Source organism: Rahnella sp. AN3-3W3 (genome assembly GCF_003263545.1).
GTDB lineage: Bacteria > Pseudomonadota > Gammaproteobacteria > Enterobacterales > Enterobacteriaceae > Rahnella > Rahnella variigena.
The window spans coordinates 1-18447 of sequence record NZ_JYDG01000076.1 but is presented as its reverse complement, the minus strand read 5'-3'; the positions used below and the strand labels follow the sequence as shown (position 1 = coordinate 18447).

Sequence of the window (18447 nt, the reverse complement as noted above, 5' to 3'; positions counted from 1 at the left end):
GGCCGACGCCCACGGTCTTGACCTTAAGGCCAGTTTGGTTGGCAACCCAAAGTCTTGGCCAGTTTGGGTGGCCCCCCAAAGTCTTGGCCAGTTTGGATGGCAACCCAATGCCTAAACCTTAGTGCAATAAATTATCCAGTCTGTCGTCATCAATCCCGTCCGGCTCCAGATGCGCCGTGACATCCGCTGACTTGAACAGTTTACTTACCGCCATTTCAGCGGCATCACCAATATCGTGGCCGATATCCACCGTCAGGGCGCCATCGACCTCAACGTGAAACTCGACAAATACGCGGTCGCCGCCGTTGCGGGTGCGAATGTCATGCACGCCGCGTACACCTTCGACACTTAATACTGCCGCTTTCACACGCTTACGGTCATCGGCACTCAGTTCCCTGTCCAGCAATTGTTTCAGCGCATCTGCCGCCATACCGCGGGCGTTCCAGAGCATGTAGAAGGAAATCAGCAGTGCGCCGATGGAGTCGGAACGCGTCCAGCCGAAATAGCGTTCGAAAATCAGCGCCAGAAGAACAGCGATATTCACCGCGACATCCGTGACGTAGTGCGCGCGGTCAGCAGCAATCGCGGTCGAGCCGGTGCGTTTCACCACGTACGTTTGCATCAGCACTAAACCGGTGGCCGCCAGAGAGCTGCCAATGATGACCCAAATCCCGAGACCAAGCTGCGCCAGTGGCTCCGGATTAATGATACGTCCGATGGATTCACCGCCCAGCGCCAGCCCCGCTGCACCCAGGAGCAAGGCCTGAACAAAGGCGGCAACAGCTTCGGCTTTGCCGTGCCCGTAACGATGGCCTTTATCAGCTGGCCGTATGGCGTAACGCACACCGATTAACGTCACCATCGACGCAAGCACATCGACCAGACCGTCGGCTGCTGACGTCAGCAACGCAATCGAACCGGTGGCAGCCCACGCCCATACTTTTACGCAGACCAGAACCAGCGCCACACACAGGGAGACCAGCGAGGCAATACGTGTCAGCCCTTTATAGGACGGTGCTGGACGGCTCATGGTTTGCTCCTGCGGAGCAGATATTTTTGGGATGTGATCACAAGAATTTCCTGAAGCAAAGAATCAAATTAATTTGATAAATACAAATACCAGGTCCGCAGTATAACCCATTTCGTTATTTTAAGACCTTCCCTATGGTTTGGATCTTCGTGCTCTCACTGAGGTTTATTGACCTATATTTACTTGCATTTACATCAATACAATCTAGCTTAAAACAAGATTTCTTTGTTCCGGCGCGCGCGCACCGATAATCAGATGAGCATTATGACAAACGAAAAAAATAACCAGCCTTCCGCGTCTGAAGACGCACACTCAGAACTCGATTCCAGCCAGGTCAAATCAGGAGAAGGTTACAAGCAAGACACCAAAGACCAGAAAGGGTCAGATAAAGAGTCCGATAACGACAATCAGGACAACGATGAAAAGCGCAAAGGTCCGGGCAAGAAGCCGCTGATCATCCTCGGGATTGTCGTGGTGGTGATGGTGGTCGTGTCGCTGGTCTGGTGGCTGATGACCAAAGATCAGATCAGCACCGATGACGCCTTCACCGAAGGCGATGCCGTGACCATCGCGCCGAAAATCGCCGGTTACGTCACCAATCTGGCGGTGAAAGATAACCAGTTCGTCAAAAAAGGCGATCTGCTGGTAGAAATAGACCCGCGTGATGCCACCGCACAGCGCGATCAGGCACAGGCGCAACTCGGTCTGGCCGTCGCCCAGTTGCATCAGGCTCAGGCGCAGTACGACCTGGCGAAAGTGCAGTATCCGGCGCAGCTGGCGCAGGCTAAAGCTCAGCAAACCCGTGCGGAAGCCAATTTGCTGAATGCTACCGCTGATTTCCGCCGCCAGCGCGGTGTGGATCCACGTGCCACCACCCAACAAAATATTGATACGTCCAATGCGCAGGTGCGTTCTGCAACAGCCGATCTTGAAAATGCTAAAGCGCAGGTTCAGGTTGCCGCTCAGGTGCAGCTGAACATTCGTCAGGCTGAAACTAACGTTGAGGCACGCCAGCAACAGGTTGAGCAGGCAAAAGCTCAGCTGGAAACCGCGACGCTGAATCTTTCCTATGCGCAGGTTCGGGCACCGTTCGACGGCTATGTCACCAAACGTAATGTGCAGGTCGGCACGCTGGTTCAGGCCGGTACTTCTCTGTTCTCCGTGGTGTCGAAAGATATCTGGATCGCGGCGAACTATAAGGAATCGCAGCTCGAACGTATGCGTCCCGGCAACAAAGTGGAAATCACCGTTGATGCCTTCCCTGACATCAAACTTCACGGCCACGTTGACAGTATTCAGCAAGGCACCGGCTCGCGCTTCTCGGCCTTCCCGGCTGAAAATGCCACCGGTAACTATGTGAAAATCGTTCAGCGCGTGCCGGTGAAAATCGTCATCGACAGCGGGCTGGATGAAAATCATCACCTGCCGCTGGGTCTGTCAGTCGAACCGACGGTGACCGTCGAATGAATGAAGATCGCAGCTACTGGAAACCCAAGGCCAATCCGTGGGCAGTTGCCGCCGTTGTAACCATTGCGGTGTTCATGGAAATCCTGGACACCACCATCGTTAACGTGGCGCTGCCGCACGTCGCCGGATCGCTGTCTTCCAGTTATGACGAATCCACCTGGGTGCTGACGTCCTATCTGGTGGCGAACGGCATCGTGCTGCCGATTTCGGCGTTTCTCAGCCGCGTCATGGGGCGTAAAACTTACTTCCTGATTTGTATCGGCATGTTCACCGTCTGCTCCTTCCTGTGCGGGGTCGCCACCGAACTGTGGCAGATGATTCTGTTCCGCATCCTGCAGGGTTTTTTCGGCGGCGGTTTGCAGCCGATTCAGCAATCGGTTCTGCTTGATTACTTTAAGCCGGAAGATCGCGGCAAGGCGTTTGGTCTGTCTTCCATTGCCATCATCGTCGCACCGGTTGTCGGCCCGACGCTGGGCGGTTACATCACCGATAACTTCAGCTGGCGCTGGGTGTTTCTGATCAACATTCCGGTGGGCATTATCGCCCTGCTGGCGATTTATCAGCTGCTGGAAGACCCACCGTGGGAACGTAAGGCCAAAGGCAAGCTCAGCATCGATTACATCGGTATCGGGCTGATTGCGCTGGGCTTAGGGTGCCTGCAGGTCATGATGGACCGCGGTGAGGATGACGACTGGTTTAAATCTGGCTTTATCGTGACGTTCGCCGTGCTGGCCGCTACCGGGATTGTCGGGGCGATTTACTGGCTGCTTTACGCCAAAAAGCCGGTGGTCGATTTGCGCTGTATGAAGGATAAAAACTTCGCAGTGGCCGGTTTGCTGATGGCCGGAATGGCGATGATTCTGTACGGCAGTTCGGTGGTTATTCCGCAACTGGCGCAGCAACAGCTGGGGTACACCGCCACGCTTTCCGGGCTGGTGATGTCGCCGGGCGCGATACTGATTGTGTTGTCGATACCGCTGGTGCTGAAGCTCATGCCCATCGTGCAGACGCGTTACATCATTGCGTTTGGTTTCTTCCTGCTCGCCGCCTCGTTTATCTATTCGGCGACGCTGACGCCAGATGTCGATTTCACCACGCTGGTGATGTATCGCAGTGCGCAGTCCCTCGGCCTGGGTTTCCTGTTCGTACCGCTGACCACTATTGCGTTCATCACCATTCCGCAAAGGATGAATGCCGATGCCGCCGCGCTGTTTACCATGTTCCGTAACGTCGCGGGGTCGATTGGTATTTCGCTGGCGACCGCCGGTGTGACTGAGCGAACGCAGGCGCACAGTGCCCATATGGCGCACAACATGTCGCCGCTCAATGAACAGTTTAATCAGGCGGTCAGTAAAAGCGCTGAGGCTATTCGTGATTTCGCCCACATCGTCGGCGACCCGATGCAGCTGGCGACCGTGCGCATGTATCAGGAGATGATTTCGCAATCGCGCATTCTGGCTTACATCGATGTGTTCGGTTATTGCGCCATCGTCGCCGTTATTTTGATCCCGTTTTGTTTCCTGCTTTCGCCAGTTAAGAGCGAAGGTAATGCTGGAGCACATTAAGTTGAACAAGAAAAGCTCTACTCTGAGAATTCAGCCATCCGTGATGCCGTCCTGCTCCTCCCCCTGCGAAGGGGGAGGTCGGGAGGGGGTTATACAGACAGGCACCCGCTTCCTGACTCTTTCGACATTGACGCTGGTATTAGCAGCGTGCTCCGTTGGCCCGGATTATCAGAAGCCAAACCCGGTGACGCCGACGTCGTACTACGATATGACACAGCCGAAAGACAAAGACGGCGCGTCAATTGCGCTGCCTTCTGAGCCGAATCCGTTGTGGTGGAAAGCGTTTAACGATCCGCAGCTCGACAGTCTGATCACCCGCGCCATTGCCGGGAATATTTCCCTGCAACAGGCAGTATTGCGTATCGCCGGTGCCCGTGAGCAGGTGAAACAGGCTGAGGGCGCATGGCTGCCGTCCGTCCAGGGCAGCGCGAAAATGACGCGTCAGCAGCTCGGGCTGAAAGGTATTCTCGATTCCAGCGGCGCATCCCAGCAGCTCAACGATCTCGGTCCGCAAGCCTCCGGTGCCATTGATACCGCCACCCGGCCGGTGAACTTGTATCAGGGCAGTTTCGACGCCAGCTGGGAGCTGGATTTATTTGGCGGCACGCGTCGTCAGGTCGAAGCCGCAAACGCGCAGACTCAGTCTTCAGTCGAACAGCGAAACGATGCGCTGGTCTCGCTGCAAGCCGAAGTTGCCCGCGCTTATCTGCAACTGCGTGGCGCGCAAAGCGTGACAGCAGCCATTCAGACGCAAATCGACGTGGCGCAGCAAACTTTAGATCTGACGCAAAACCGTCAGCAGAACGGGCTGTCGCCGCAATTAGATGTAGAGAATGCCCGTGCGCAGTTAGGTTCGCTGCGCGCTCAGCTGCCGCAATATCAGGCGCAGGAACGTCAGGCGATGAACGGACTGGCGGTTTTACTCGGTCAGACACCGGGTTCGCTGGATGCCGAACTTTCCGCGCCGAAACCGATGCCTGCCCTGCCCGCAGCCGTACCGGTCGGTGTGCCGTCACAGCTGGCGCGCCGTCGCCCGGACGTGCGTAAAGCCGAAGCGGATTTACACGCGGCAACCGCCAATATCGGGGTTTCCGTCGCACAGTTATTCCCGAGTATTTCGCTGACCGGTCAGTTCGGTATGCGTAATACCGACGTGAGTTATCTCGATAACTGGAGCAGCCATTTCTACTCGTTTGGTCCTCAGATTTCCCTGCCGATTTTCCAGGGCGGACGTCTGGTGTCCAGCGTGCATCTTTCCCGTGCGCAACAGGCCAATGCGGCGCTGAATTACCGTCAGACCGTGCTGACGGCGTTGCAGGACGTCGATAATGCGCTGGTGAATTACCGCACCGATCAGGATCAGGTCAGCGGTTTAGATCAGACCACCGAAGCCTTGCAGACCGCTTTTGATCTGGCGAGCGACAGTTACCGTCAGGGGCTTTCGACGTTCATCAATGTGCTGGATGCCCAGCGCCAGCTGGCACAGGCGCATCAGCAATCCGCTGAAGCGAAAGTGAAAACCAGCACCGATTTGGTCTCGCTGTATAAAGCGCTTGGCGGCGGCTGGGAACCGTATCAGAACGTTGATTTGCCGACTTACACTGTGTTCGGTCCGGCAGCGACGCCAGATGTGAAAGTACAAAACACGTCCGGCGTGACACCGTAACGCCGGTATTAGATAAAAGGATTAATGCGAAGAGATAAAATCAGACGGCGTAGACGGGGCAGGCAATGAAAAATCTGTCAGGATAACCGTTACAAAGTGATTCATCTTTTAAGATTCCCGGTCAGCGCTTTTCTATCAGACTGCGCTATTCTGTTCAGACACTGAAATCATCCTGTCTGCGGGCAGGATTTTCGTCTGAATAACAATCGGGTAAAACAATGAACTCCATTTCCAGCGAAGATAAAAAACCCAGCTGTGATTCAGTGATCAACAGCGTGGCCTACCGCGACGGTAAGCGATTGCAGGATGTGACGGTCGAAGACATCAGCGAAGTACTAAAAGAACCAGATACGTTTGTCTGGCTGGGATTATGGCAACCTGAAGATGCCTACATGCGCAGCATTCAGGAAGAATTCGGCCTGCACGACCTGGCGATTGAAGATGCACTGACCGCCCATCAGCGCCCGAAGATCGAGCAATACGGCGAATCCCTTTTTATCGTCACGCACACTGCGCAGAAAGTAAATGAAACCATCGAGTACGGCGAGACACACCTTTTTCTTGGCAAAAACTTCCTGATCACCGTGCGTCACGGCGCGTCATCCAGTTACAAAGAAATCCGTAAACATGCAGAAGAACGCCCGGAAATGATGAGTAAAGGGCCGGCTTATGCGCTGTATTGCGTGCTCGATTCCATCGTCGATAACTATCTGGAAATTTTGCATCAGTACACCGGTCAGTTTGATGCCATCGAAAAAATGATGTTCCAGAACACTTTCAATCAGCAGGCGGTACAACAGGTGTACAGCCTGCGACGCGATCTGTTGTCACTGCGCAACGCCGCCGTGCCGATGGAAGATATCTGTAATCAGCTCAGCCATCATTATGAAGAACTGATGCCCAAAAGCCTGCGCGCTTATATCCGCGACGTACAGGACCATGCCAATCAGGTGGTCCGCACCACCGACGACGTGCGCGAAATGCTGTCCAACGCCATGCATGTCAATCTGGCACTGGTGTCCGTACATCAGAATGAAGTGGTGCAACGCCTGGCAGGCTGGGGCGCGATCCTGGCAATTCCGACGGTGATTTTCAGTCTGTACGGTATGAACTTTAAAAATATGCCGGAGCTGGATGACTGGTGGGGATATCCGCTGACACTCGGCGTGACCGTGGTTGGTTGCGGATGGCTTTACTGGAAACTGAAAAAATCCGGCTGGCTTTAAAATCAAGACCTTGGGCTCGCCTCCCACACCCACAAAACCTTGGGTTGCCACCCAAACTGGCCTCAAGGGGCGCCTGTCGCCGCACCCCTTGAGAATCCCGGGCTCTTTTACTGCGCGCTTCGCTCGCTGGCCATGTTTCAGGTACCTCTGTTACAGGCTGGAAATCTTGCCGCTGCGCGGTGCCTTCATTTCGGGATTGCAGCCTATGGTCTGCAACCTCTCATTCAGCAAGCTTTCTGAATCGCCCGCACGATCTTAAATTCAAAGACAGACTGTTTTTCATCTTTTAGAAAAGTTGATTGGCGTGATCAAAATTCAGCTGAACGGAGCGGCTTCGAGACCATAGGCTCGAAGACCGAGAGAAGGCAGTGCGAAGCACCTGGATTTGCGCCACTCACCAATGCACCAGAACATGTCCGTCATACCTGCGACAGCGCGCAGTTAAAAAAGCGCGGAGTCCAGAGGCCCGCGCGTTACCGGGTCTCTGGTCGGTGTGGGCCGACGCCCACGACCTTGAAGTTGAAGTTGAAGTTGAAGTTGAAGTTGAAGTTAAAACGGCATGTGGGACCGTAATCCCACCCCCATTACTCTTCCACCGGAGCAACCCTCTCTGCCGGTTTCTCCAAAATCATCGTCTGCGTCTGACTCAAACTGATCCCCGCTGCCCGCAGCATTTTGAGGATTTCGTACAGCAAATCGCTGCGCGTGCCGCTGACCATGCGCGGGCTGTTCACATAGCCGGTCACGCTCAGCACAATCCCGGTCGGGCCCAGTTCTTTGAAACTTACCGAGGCCGGTGGATTTTCCAGAATAGATTCGTGCAGGTTGTAGGCTTCCAGCAGCAAGGTCTTAACCTGTTCAGGATCGATATCCAGCGGGAATGTCAGTGCGATAGTTGCCACGCCCTGCGCGTTGCCCATGGTGGCGTTACGCACGTTCTGCGATATGAGCTGGGAGTTCGGTACAATCACGGTGGATTTATCACTCAGCTGAATTTCAGTAGCGCGGACATTAATACGACGGATGTCCCCTTCTACACCGCTGATGCTGATCAAATCCCCCACTTTCACCGGACGCTCTGTCAGCAGGATCAGACCGGAGATAAAGTTCTTCACAATTTCCTGCAAACCGAAACCGATACCGACCGACAAGGCGCTGACGATCCACGCCAGTTTGTTCCACTCAATGCCCAGCGACGACAGCGTCAGCAGGATGATCAGCACATAACCCACGTTGGTGAACAGCGTCACCAGCGAGGCGCGCATTCCGCGATCCATCATGGTTTTCGGCAGGAAATCATTATCCAGCCAGCGGCGTGCGGAGCGCAGAATATACCAGCCGACCACCAGACACAGCACCGCGTTAACCGCGTGCGCTGGAATGATGTTCATGCTTTCGAGGCCTTTTCCGCCCCAGATATCGACCACTTTTGCCAGCAATTCCAGCGGCGTCGTGGTGCCGAACGTACCGTTAAGCAGCGCAATCGCGGCCATCAGCAGCAGCGCGGTTTTACCGATTGCCGAGAATAATGTGGCAGCCAGAGACAGATGGCGGTCATTGACGCTCAGCGTGCCTTTGAGGATTTTGCCGCTGTGCGTGGTCGGCGAAAATACGCTTTCGCAGAGATCAACAACGAAGTGGATCAGCAGGTACAGGCAGCTGACCACCAGACCAATCCACAGCAGTTCGAAGGTCACGAAACGCGCCAGCGGGATGTAACCGATCAGCAACGCCATCAGAATGACAAAAGCGGTCAGGCTGATCACCAGGTGGATAAGCCCCGCCAGCGTGGATCGCGCTTCGGTCTGCTCGCCTTCTGCCTTCATTCTGCGGCGCATACGGTTGACGCGAACCGGTGCAATCAGGCAGTTGAGCGCCACCAGTAACGCCGCTAATCCGTTGCCGAATAAGGTGGCGGAGACGCTTGCACCGACCAGGTTATTCAGTTGTTCAATAATGCCGAACAGGAAAATAAAGCCCGCCAGCAGAACCGGGAATGACGCCAGCGTTTTCGCCAGCGGATCCGCAATTCCCGGCAGACGCCATGACGGATGGTTATTGGAAAGTAACGCAATACCCAGCCCGGCGATCACCGCAGAGAAATAGGTCAGTTCAACCAGTTGTTCGGCGAATTCTGTCACCCACGGCGACGTATCCGGCAATCGGGTGAAAATATAGCCCAGCAACTGGACGCTGATGCCCAGCGTTAACGTGGTGCTCAGCGTGGTGAAACAGGCCAGGAAACTGCGACGAAAGCGTCCCTGCGGCAGCCAGCGCGGCAGGATCCAGTTCATCGGTTTGTCCAGCACGCGGCGGCCAAACACACCAATCACCAGTGCCAGGAACAGATAAATGCCGGTGCCGACGCGCCAGTCATCACTCCACGCCTGCGTCCAGGCATCTTTAACCTGCGAACCAAAATCATCAAAACGTGCCGCATCATCATCGTTTGGCGTAATCAGCGGTGCCCAGAAATTGCTGCCAAGAATGCTGCCGGTATTGAGCGCAATCTGGGTTTTCAGTGCGTCACGACGTAAGCCAGCGATTTGCGAAGACAGATTTTGTGCGCCAACGGCAATCGCTTTGGTCTGCTCGAGTTGTGTGGTCATCAGCGTTTTGCTGGCGTTAAGCTTATTACGCTGGCTGATCACCTGAGGAGTTTCAGTGAGCGTGCCCGGCGCAGGTGCCGGGCCAAGAACGTCCAGCTGTGCCTGCACCTGCGCCAGCTGAGGGGTCAGCGCGGCAGTCAGCTTGTCGGCATCTTCTGCCAGTTTCTGTGCGGCATCGGTCAGGCCGGTGTATTTCTTATCTGTTTTCGCCGATGAAACCTGCTGTTTCAGCTGATCCAGACGCTTTTGTAACGCCGGTAAGGCGGTGGTGACATTCACTTTTACCGGTTGTTCTGCTGTGTCAGGCTGACCGGTACTGTCGTCCGCGTAACTCAGTACAGGCGTCAGGAATAAACATGACAACAATGCCAGCAGCAGCGGCACTCTTAACATTTTTTGCATAGAAGGATGATTCCGGGAGCTCGAAAAATTATTTTTTTAGAAAAGCGGGAGAAGAATACTCTTTCTTATTAAGAAGAATAGTAGGGATTGTCTGTTTGTTTCACTGTCTGAAAACGGACAGCCCGCAGAAAGGGCTGCCCTTGATCAGATTAGTCGTTTTTACCCAGCATCTGGCGGAGGATCGCAGCGGAATACGCCGGTTGCAGTGCCAGAATGCCTGAATACAGACTGATGGAAATTTCACAGACTTTTTCGCGATCGACATCCGGTTTGGTCAGGTCGCTGAACATCTGCAATTGCTCGCCGTACATATTCGCCAGCGCCTCGCGCACCGGCGCCATCATCTGGACCACTTTTTCAGTGCTGACGGCCTGAGGCTGCGTGGTCTGCCCGCTGCCGGTCGCCAGCAGTAAATCATTCATGGTGTTGAGATCTTTCTGGAACAATGCCGGAGGCAGAACCTCCGCAGTATTAATCCCGCCGCTGACCTGCGGGTAAAGGAATTTGAAGCAGCTGCCGTCTTTGCGCGCCTGCAACGTCTGCATTTCTTCCAGATTGACCTGCATCGCCTCGTTCACATTGGCGTCCGGCGCATGGGTGATACGCTGCGAGAGCAGAACGGACACCATCGGTTTCACGGTGTCGATCGCGTCCTGCTGCGTTTTGCCCTCTTTCTTCATGTTCAGAATATTGCTGCGGATTTGCGCGTAAAGCGCCGGTTCCTGCATTTTGATGGTGTTATACAGCGGCAGGGCTTCCAGCGCCTGGTCGATCTTCTGCTCTTCGCTGTTGCCTGCCAGACGCGGTTTGATCACCCCGCCCCATAAAATATTGCCGCCGACAATCAGCACCAGAAATAAAACGACCGCCGGGATGCGCCCGATTTTGCCTTTTTTGTGTAACGCGCCGAGCAGCGAGCCAACCACCACGCCGCTGATGCCCCACACCATCACTTCTGTCCAGTTCATAATCCGTTGCCTTCAGAAAAATTTAGTGACTTCCAATTTGTGCGACCGCATCACGGCTGGCGTCAATACGCGCCTGCCCGTGCAGTTCTGTCAGTTTGCCCGTCCGCATTTCCAGCAGGCGGTCAGCGTGTTCAAAATAGTGATCATCGTGACTGATTGCCAGCACGGTTTTGCCCATATCACGCAATTGTGGCAACAGCTCACGGTAGAACGTCCGGCGGAACTGCGGATCCTGATCGGCTGCCCATTCGTCGAGCAGCAGGAAGTCTCGCCCTTCTGCCGCCGCCAGCAGCAACGCCACGCGCTTACGTTGCCCCTGTGACAGTTGCAGGTTAGTGACTTCGTTGCCGCTGAACTGGAGTTTTTCTTTCATTTTCAGTCGTTGCAGCCAGTCTTCTACGACCAGCGGATCCGGCTGTCCGCCTTGCGGGCCAATCAGCTGTCCAAACAGATAGAAATCAGTAAAGACTGCCGAGAAGATCTGCCGATACTGTTCAGCATTTTCTGCCGTAACTGGCACGCCATCGAGCAGGATCTGCCCGGAACGCGGCTGATACAGGCCAGTCAGCAACATCGCCATGGTGGATTTTCCGCTGCCGTTGCCGCCAATCAGAAAGACCAGTTCGCCGCGGGTAATGGTCAGATTCAACGGACCTACGCCAAAACCGGCGCCCTCTGATTTGCCTTCATAACTGAACACCAGGTCGCGTAATTCCAGCGTCTGCCACTGTTTTGCAGCAATGGCTGGCGTAAACGCCTCATTATATTCCGCCAGTTTCAGCGATTTCAGTTTGCCAAACGCCACCTGCGCGCTGAGCAGCGTCGGCAGTGCGCCGACCGCCTGCAACATCGGTGTACGCAGGAATAACAACGTCAGGGAATAGGTCGCCGCCACTTCGGTATTGGACCACCCCATGCCGTTGGCCATGAAGAACACCAGGCCGATTGCGCCCAGCATCATGATATTCGACCAGTTCACGGCGCTCAGATGGAAAGTATCTGCGCGGATAATGTGGTGGCGATACTCTTCAGCATCTTTGCGGTAAACCTCATCGAACAGATGACGCGCCCGCTCGCGGTTCAGCGCCAGCTCTTTGCGCCCTTCAATCACTTTCTGGTAATCGGTTTGCAGTTTGTCTTCCGCCTCGCGCACTTTCGCCAGATGGCGGTAAACGTGAGACACCAGCTTAAAGCCGCCAAAGATAGTGATCACCAGCCAGATAACCGTCACCAGCAACATTTCCGGCGACAACCACGCCAGATATCCGGCGCAACCAATGGTCAGGATAATCCCCTGCACCAGTTCCGGCAGACGCACGAACGCCAGTGTGATATTGCGGATGTCACTGCCAAGGCTCGCAAGCAGTTGTGCATTACCGATCTGCTCGATACGCTCAATATCAGTGTCTAAAATACGTTTGATGAATTGTCCGCGCAGGCGGTAAATAAAATGGTGCCCCAGCACGGTCAGGGCCAGCTGGGAGCCCAGCGTCACGGCCATCAGCAGCAGTAACAGCCCGAGAAATTCCGGCAGAACGATTAGAGAAGCCTGTGTGGTTTGAATCAGTTTCAGATTGATAAACGCGATCAGGCCAATGCCCAGGACGCGCTGAGCAAACTCAGCGCCATCACCCCTAAAAACGGCCAACGGTATTGCTTAAAAACAACGCGTAACAACTCCATGAATTTTTCTCGTTCTGAATGCAGGAAAATGATGCTGCACGCAGTTTAATGACACATCTTGTCATATCAAGAACAATTCTCATTTTCCCGGTCATCCGGTCGGATCACCATGCGCTCAAACTTGCCCGCCACCACCAGATAGCCAAACATGCCGAGCAAACCGTGTGCGCCAACAAACCACAACGCGAGGTTAAAGGAGCCGGTCGCTGCCACGATATAGCCGATCACTACCGGCGTAATAATCCCGGCCACATTGCCCAGACAGTTGAACACCCCGCCACTCAGGCCGATCATTTTCTCCGGTGCCGTATCGGACATCACCGCCCAGCCAATCGCTGATAAACCTTTGCCAAAGAACGCCAGCGTCATCAGCGCAATCACCGCCGCATCAGTGGAAACAAAGTTCGCCATCGCCAGCATGGCGGCGAAAAACATACCGAGTACAAACGGTGTTTTACGCGCTTTTGACGGACTGACGCCGCGGCGGATCATGTAATCCGACATCACACCGCCCAGCACACCGCCGGTAAAGCCGCAAATCGCCGGTAACGCGACCACCCAGCCAGCCTGCATGACCGTCATCCCACGCCCTTTGATCAGGTAAATCGGGAACCAGGTCATAAAGAAGTAACTCATCGAGGTAATGCAGTACTGACCAATATAAATGCCCCACAGCGTGCGACTCTGGAACAGTTGCATCACTTCGCGGAAGGTGAATTTCTGGCGCGAAGCACGGCGGTTAAGTTCGAGATCGACCAGCGCACCGTTGGCGCGGATGTGTTCGAGTTCGGCAGGTTTGATGTGCGGACTGCTGTGCGGTTCTTTATAAAAGGCGAACCATAAAATCCCGGCGAACAGCCCGACCGCGCCCATCCACAAGAACACATGTTCCCAGCCGAGCGCGTGAGTCAGCCACGCCATGATCGGGGTGAATACGCCAATCGCCATGTACTGCGCGGAGTTAAACAGTGATGTCGCCGTGCCGCGTTCATTGGTGGGGAACCAGCAGGCGACAATGCGTGCATTAGCGGGAAATGCCGGAGACTCCACCAGACCGAGCATAAAGCGCAGGAAGAACAGCATGATAGCCGCCGAAATCCCGCTGACGCCGAACCAGCCGACAGTACCCTGTAACATCGTAAACACTGACCACAGTATCAGGCTGCAACCATAGACCCGCCGTGCGCCGAATTTATCCAGCAGCCAGCCACCGGGGATTTGCCCGATCATATATGCCCAGGCAAACGCCGAAAAAACCATCCCGAGCATCACCGGATCGAGGCTCAGCACCCGCGACACTTCCGTACCGGCAATCGACAGCGTGGCGCGGTCGGCGTAGTTAATCACCGTGATGGCAAAAATCATTCCGAGGACCACGTAACGGAAATGACCCGGTTTCACCGCCTCTGCTGCCGATTCGCGGACCAGCGGTTTGGCGTTATCTGACACATCTGTAGGGGACGTCATGTTTTCTCTCCAGACTTATGAGTGCATTCCTTGCTTTTTGTGACCGGTGACACAGTTTTTGCCGTTCCGGCCACGCCATTCAGATCTAAAAAATCCAAATTAATTAACAGAGTAGAAACATTTAACGATACGGTCTAAGTTAAAAAGACAATGGAACAAGTCAAAAATTGAATGATTGAATTAAACCAGTTGCGCTGTTTTGTGGCGGTCGCGGAGGAATTACATTTCGGACGCGCGGCGAAAAGATTGTTTATGACGCAGCCTCCGCTGAGCCGTCAGATCCAGTTACTCGAACATGCGCTTGGCGCGTGTTTGCTGGAAAGAACCAACCGGCACGTCAGTCTGACGGCCTCGGGAAAGACGTTTTTGCGCGATGCAAAACTGATCCTTGAGTTCACCGGACAGGCGCAGGAAACGGTAAAACGCGTCGAGAAAGGGGAAATCGGGAGGCTGATGCTGGGGTTCACTGCCGTCAGCGGCTACTGGCAAATTCCGCAGATTATTGCGCTGGCGGCGCAGGAACTGCCGGAAATTACGCTGGTGCTCAAAGAGATGGTGTCTTCCGCGCAGCTTCAGGCGCTGGCGGCGCGCACGCTGGATATCGGCTTTGTGCGCCAGCCGGTGGCGCTATTTCCCCTCGCCTATCAGTGTGTGCTGCGCGAGCCGTTATGCGTGGCGCTTCCCGCTGCCTCCGTTCTGGCGGCGAAACCGCGTATCCGTCTGCGCGACTTTGCTGGTCAGCCGTTCATTATGTATTCCGCCACTGAAGGCAAATACTTTTACGACTGTGTAGCCGGGTTGTTTGCCCAGGCTAACGTCGTGCCACATTACGTGCAACATTGCAGCCAGACCCACACCATTCTCGGGCTGGTACGCGCCGGTCTCGGGCTGGCGATTGTGCCGGATAGCGCCCGTCAGCTGGGCTTTCCTGATATTGAGTTCCGCCCGCTCAGCCACCCCGATGCCTTTGCTGAAATCTACATGGCCTGGCGGCAGGACGGCGAAACTCCGGCGCTGGCCGCTTTCCGGCAACTGGTGACGGCGCGCAGCACCGCAAATGGCGCTATCGCAAGAAAAAAGCTGACAGGCCGCCGCACGCTTCCTAAACTGAGGTAATGGATAAAGAACAAGAACTTCGCCGAAGTAAACGTAACGCGCTGGGGCTGCTGCTGATTGCCGCCGCCCTGTTTGTCATCACCCTTTTCCTGCCACCCAACTTCTGGGTTTCCGGGCTGAAAGCCATTTCCGAGGCCGCCATGGTCGGCGCAATGGCTGACTGGTTTGCGGTCGTGGCACTGTTTCGCCGTGTGCCGGTGCCGTTCGTCGCCTCACATACGGCGATCATCCCTAAAAACAAAGACAAAATTGCCGATAATCTGGCGGTCTTCGTGCAGGAGAAATTCCTCGCGCCCGCGACCCTTATCATGCTTATCCGTCAGCATGACCCCGCACGGATGCTGACCGACTGGCTGAATGCGCCCGATAACGCGCAGCGTTTTGCGAAATATGCCGTGAAGATGATCCGCGGATTTCTGGATGTCACCGACGATCAGCGTATCGCCCAGCTTATGCGCCGTGCGCTGTATCGGGTGATCGACAAGATTGATCTGTCAGCCTCAATGGCCACCCTGCTGGAAAGCCTGACTAAAAACGGACGCCATCAGGAGCTGCTTGATCAGGCGATGGATCAGCTGGAAATCTTGCTGGCAAAAGACAGCACGCGGCAGTTTATTTCCGCGCAGATTGTCGGCTGGATGAAACGGGAACATCCGCTGACCGCCAAACTGCTGCCGACCGGCTGGCTGGGACGCAACGGCGCGGACTTAGTGTCCAATGCAGTGAATTCAGTGCTCGACGATATGGGCAATGATAAAACCCACGCCTTCCGTAAAGGGTTTGACCGCTCGGTGCAGAACTTTATCTGGAAGCTGCAAAATGACCCCGCGACGGCGCAGAAAGCCGAAGACATCAAGCAATACCTGAAGGATGACGAGAAGCTTAACGCGTACGTGTTGCAGCTGTGGGGCGATATGCGTAACTGGCTGAAAGACGATTTAGAAAGCGAAGATTCACGGGTGTTCGCTAAAGTCACCGAATCCGGGCAATGGCTGGGCAATGCGCTGGCACAAGATGAAAAGCTGCGCCTCTCGCTGAATCAGCAGATGGAAACTATTGCGGAGAAAGTCGCACCGGAGTTTGCCGAATTCCTGACGCGTCATATCAGTGACACGGTAAAAGGCTGGGATCCGCGTGATATGTCACGGCAAATTGAGCTGAACATCGGCAAGGATTTGCAGTTTATCCGCATCAACGGCACGCTGGTCGGCGCCTTTATCGGTCTTGCGCTGTATCTGCTTTCGCAACTGCCAGTGGCAATCCCGTGGGTGATGGCGCGGATTTAAGGACTCCTCACCGGACAACAAACGGGTCTGATTATTTCGGGCCCGTTCATATTACTCTTCCGGATATTCCACATCGTTTTCAGCTGATTTCACCGCAAATCGGGTAAGTAAAAAACCTAATGCCAGGGTAATAACAAGCATTATCGCGATAAAGATAATGACTGCCCAACTCTCTGGCACACCGAAATAAACTCCCCAGCTAAAAACGAATGCGATTATTGCCATCACAAGGGCCGGAAAAGACCACAGTAACGGCATAGCCACATAATCCCCTTCGGGGACTTTTAACGCTGCAGGCTGTGCTGCCGATAATACCGTTAAGGCAGGTTTACCCTTTTCTGATGCTGCAATAAGCTGCGCTCCCTGCGCATACCTCACGGCATCAGTAGCAATGCCCAGGGCAAGCCACCTGTAGCCTGGGGTGTATTCACCAAAAGCCAGTTCCAGATCGATTCTGTCCGCTGCTGCTTTGCATTCATTCAATGCGTGAAAAAGTGGATACTTTTCCGTTTGTGCTAATCCGGTATACCAGAGTGTTTTGGGGATTATTGTTTGCTCCGCCGCCAGATACACCGGGACCGAGTCCGTCAGATCCGTATCGCCTGTTAATGGCTGGTAAAGATAAACAGGTTTGGGCTTTTCATTTAACGGATATTCTTTGCAAATAAATACGGCTGTGGCACTTTCCATGCTTTTCACCGTTTCATCATTGTAGAGATCGGCAATGATGAATAAACGACTAAATTGCCACTGATTACCCGACTCTTCGATCATTGCTGACAGCACGCCATAATCCGGGCATTCAGATAACTGCGTTATTTCATTTTTAATCCTGAGACCATGACTATCCAGTACCCGGCGTATTTCTTCGGTTGTCGAATTATCACCTTCACGTAACCAATAAAAAACCTCTGCTTCAGGGTGGTTTCTTATTTTATCCGCCAAAGGAGTAATAAGCTGATTAAAAATATACTGAGATTTTGTTTCCTCAAAGTCTTCCCTCATTTTTATTCTCAGCGGGGTTTTCGGCGCGAGTGGAAACTGCCCCTCAAGTTTAAGTAATTGCAGAGCAAGATTATCTACCGGAGAAATGGTGGAACAGCCAGCAATAACAAGGTGTTTATGGGCAAACTTTTTCAGATAATAACGGTCCCACTCCACACACTGCCTTTTAACGTCATGATAATAGTCTTCAACTGCGCGAAACATACCGACGTAGCATAAGCCTGATGTAATTATGAGAAAAGGTCCCATAACTGACTGGAGAAAAAACATGGTTTCAACGGATTTATTATCAGGCCAGGACAAAGCCCTTATCACTACCGCTATAGCGATCACCACAAGATATACCAGTAAGATAGCGAGCCAGGGGAAACGAAAGTTTTCTCTCTTTTTAAGGGGTGGATATAGTTTCCATGGACTCATTTACAGGCTCCGGCAATTTGCAGGGTGGTTTTAATCGCGCAACCACAGGCTGCCGTGCAACCATCTACCACAACGCCACGCCCGTTCATCGTCCAGGTTTCACAACACCCGGTGATTGGAAATATCCCTTTGTGGGCCAGACAGATGACCGTGTCGCCTTTGAGCGCAACCGCGATGCCCATAAACGGCGATCCGGAGGCCTGATTAACATATCCCCCGTTGACCAGAGGATCGTTCAAACGAATAACACCTTTCATACTATTTCCCCGCATCCATATTGCAGCGCATATGATCCCATCCCTGATAGTTCTTCACCTCCGGGACTTTATCCGGCAAATTAAACCATTCAGACCTGAATTGATTAGTTGAATGCTCAAGCCCTCTTTTGGTCATATACACCATGCCCCATGACCATCCCGGCGCGCGCGCTTCCAGCGTTTGCACAGTGCCATCTTCAACGGTATAGGTAATACCTGGCCCGCCAGGAAGGATGCGCGGGTCATCAAATCCTTTGGATGACATATAGAGGCTTTTTTT

General features: G+C 54.0%; 12 protein-coding genes and 2 pseudogenes. 6 read left to right on the top strand and 8 right to left on the bottom strand.

The features are described 5' to 3' along the window. Nucleotides 1–118: 118 nt before the first annotated feature. Nucleotides 119–1030 carry a cation diffusion facilitator family transporter gene (locus UC15_RS19360; RefSeq protein WP_112290240.1) on the bottom strand — a complete coding sequence of 304 codons (912 nt, stop codon included), beginning with the start codon at nucleotides 1028–1030 and terminating at the stop codon, nucleotides 119–121. Nucleotides 1031–1294: 264 nt separating this feature from the next. On the opposite strand from UC15_RS19360, the gene UC15_RS19355 reads away from it, so the two are divergent. From UC15_RS19355 to corA, 4 genes are all read left to right on the top strand, one after another. Beyond that, complete coding sequence (locus UC15_RS19355; protein WP_112290239.1) at nucleotides 1295–2497, top strand: HlyD family secretion protein; 1203 nt, start codon at nucleotides 1295–1297, stop codon at nucleotides 2495–2497. Continuing rightward, a complete protein-coding gene (locus UC15_RS19350; RefSeq protein WP_112290238.1) occupies nucleotides 2494–4062 on the top strand; it encodes a DHA2 family efflux MFS transporter permease subunit in 1569 nt (522 codons plus the stop codon). The genes UC15_RS19355 and UC15_RS19350 overlap by 4 nt, the downstream gene beginning before the upstream one ends. Then, nucleotides 4046–5728, top strand: a complete 1683-nt coding sequence (locus UC15_RS19345) for an efflux transporter outer membrane subunit (protein WP_112290237.1) — start codon at nucleotides 4046–4048, stop codon at nucleotides 5726–5728. Before UC15_RS19350 ends, UC15_RS19345 begins: the two co-directional genes overlap by 17 nt. A gap of 218 nt (nucleotides 5729–5946) precedes the next feature. Beyond that, the gene (gene corA, locus UC15_RS19340) at nucleotides 5947–6954 is read left to right on the top strand and encodes a magnesium/cobalt transporter CorA (RefSeq protein ID WP_112290235.1); all 1008 of its coding nucleotides are present in this window, start codon (nucleotides 5947–5949) and stop codon (nucleotides 6952–6954) included. Nucleotides 6955–7538: 584 nt separating this feature from the next. Here corA and UC15_RS19330 read toward each other — a convergent pair. The 4 genes and pseudogenes from UC15_RS19330 to UC15_RS19315 all read right to left on the bottom strand — a co-directional run bounded on the left by UC15_RS19330 (nucleotide 7539) and on the right by UC15_RS19315 (nucleotide 14083). Beyond that, complete coding sequence (locus tag UC15_RS19330; protein WP_112290232.1) at nucleotides 7539–9965, bottom strand: DUF3772 domain-containing protein; 2427 nt, start codon at nucleotides 9963–9965, stop codon at nucleotides 7539–7541. Nucleotides 9966–10114: 149 nt separating this feature from the next. Continuing rightward, a complete protein-coding gene (locus tag UC15_RS19325; protein WP_112290230.1) occupies nucleotides 10115–10933 on the bottom strand; it encodes a hypothetical protein in 819 nt (272 codons plus the stop codon). Between the two features lie 22 nt (nucleotides 10934–10955). Then, nucleotides 10956–12616 (bottom strand): annotated as a pseudogene (locus UC15_RS19320) (multidrug ABC transporter permease/ATP-binding protein). Nucleotides 12617–12682: 66 nt separating this feature from the next. Further along, nucleotides 12683–14083, bottom strand: a complete 1401-nt coding sequence (locus UC15_RS19315; RefSeq protein WP_112290229.1) for an MFS transporter — start codon at nucleotides 14081–14083, stop codon at nucleotides 12683–12685. A gap of 171 nt (nucleotides 14084–14254) precedes the next feature. Here UC15_RS19315 and UC15_RS19310 point away from each other — a divergent pair, with 171 nt between their 5' ends. Together UC15_RS19310 and UC15_RS19305 are read left to right on the top strand one after the other, a co-directional pair. Beyond that, complete coding sequence (locus tag UC15_RS19310; protein ID WP_112290227.1) at nucleotides 14255–15199, top strand: LysR substrate-binding domain-containing protein; 945 nt, start codon at nucleotides 14255–14257, stop codon at nucleotides 15197–15199. Continuing rightward, nucleotides 15199–16485, top strand: a complete 1287-nt coding sequence (locus tag UC15_RS19305; protein WP_112290225.1) for a DUF445 domain-containing protein — start codon at nucleotides 15199–15201, stop codon at nucleotides 16483–16485. The genes UC15_RS19310 and UC15_RS19305 overlap by 1 nt, the downstream gene beginning before the upstream one ends. 51 nt (nucleotides 16486–16536) lie before the next feature. Here UC15_RS19305 and UC15_RS19300 read toward each other — a convergent pair whose 3' ends face one another. The 3 genes and pseudogenes from UC15_RS19300 to UC15_RS19290 form a co-directional block, all read right to left on the bottom strand. Further along, complete coding sequence (locus UC15_RS19300) at nucleotides 16537–17910, bottom strand: hypothetical protein (RefSeq protein WP_112290224.1); 1374 nt, start codon at nucleotides 17908–17910, stop codon at nucleotides 16537–16539. Beyond that, nucleotides 17907–18167, bottom strand: coding sequence for a PAAR domain-containing protein (locus UC15_RS19295; RefSeq protein ID WP_112290222.1), 261 nt, complete (start codon nucleotides 18165–18167; stop codon nucleotides 17907–17909). The genes UC15_RS19300 and UC15_RS19295 overlap by 4 nt, the downstream gene beginning before the upstream one ends. Nucleotide 18168: 1 nt before the next feature. Continuing rightward, nucleotides 18169–18447: pseudogene (locus UC15_RS19290) on the bottom strand (hypothetical protein); the annotation flags it as partial.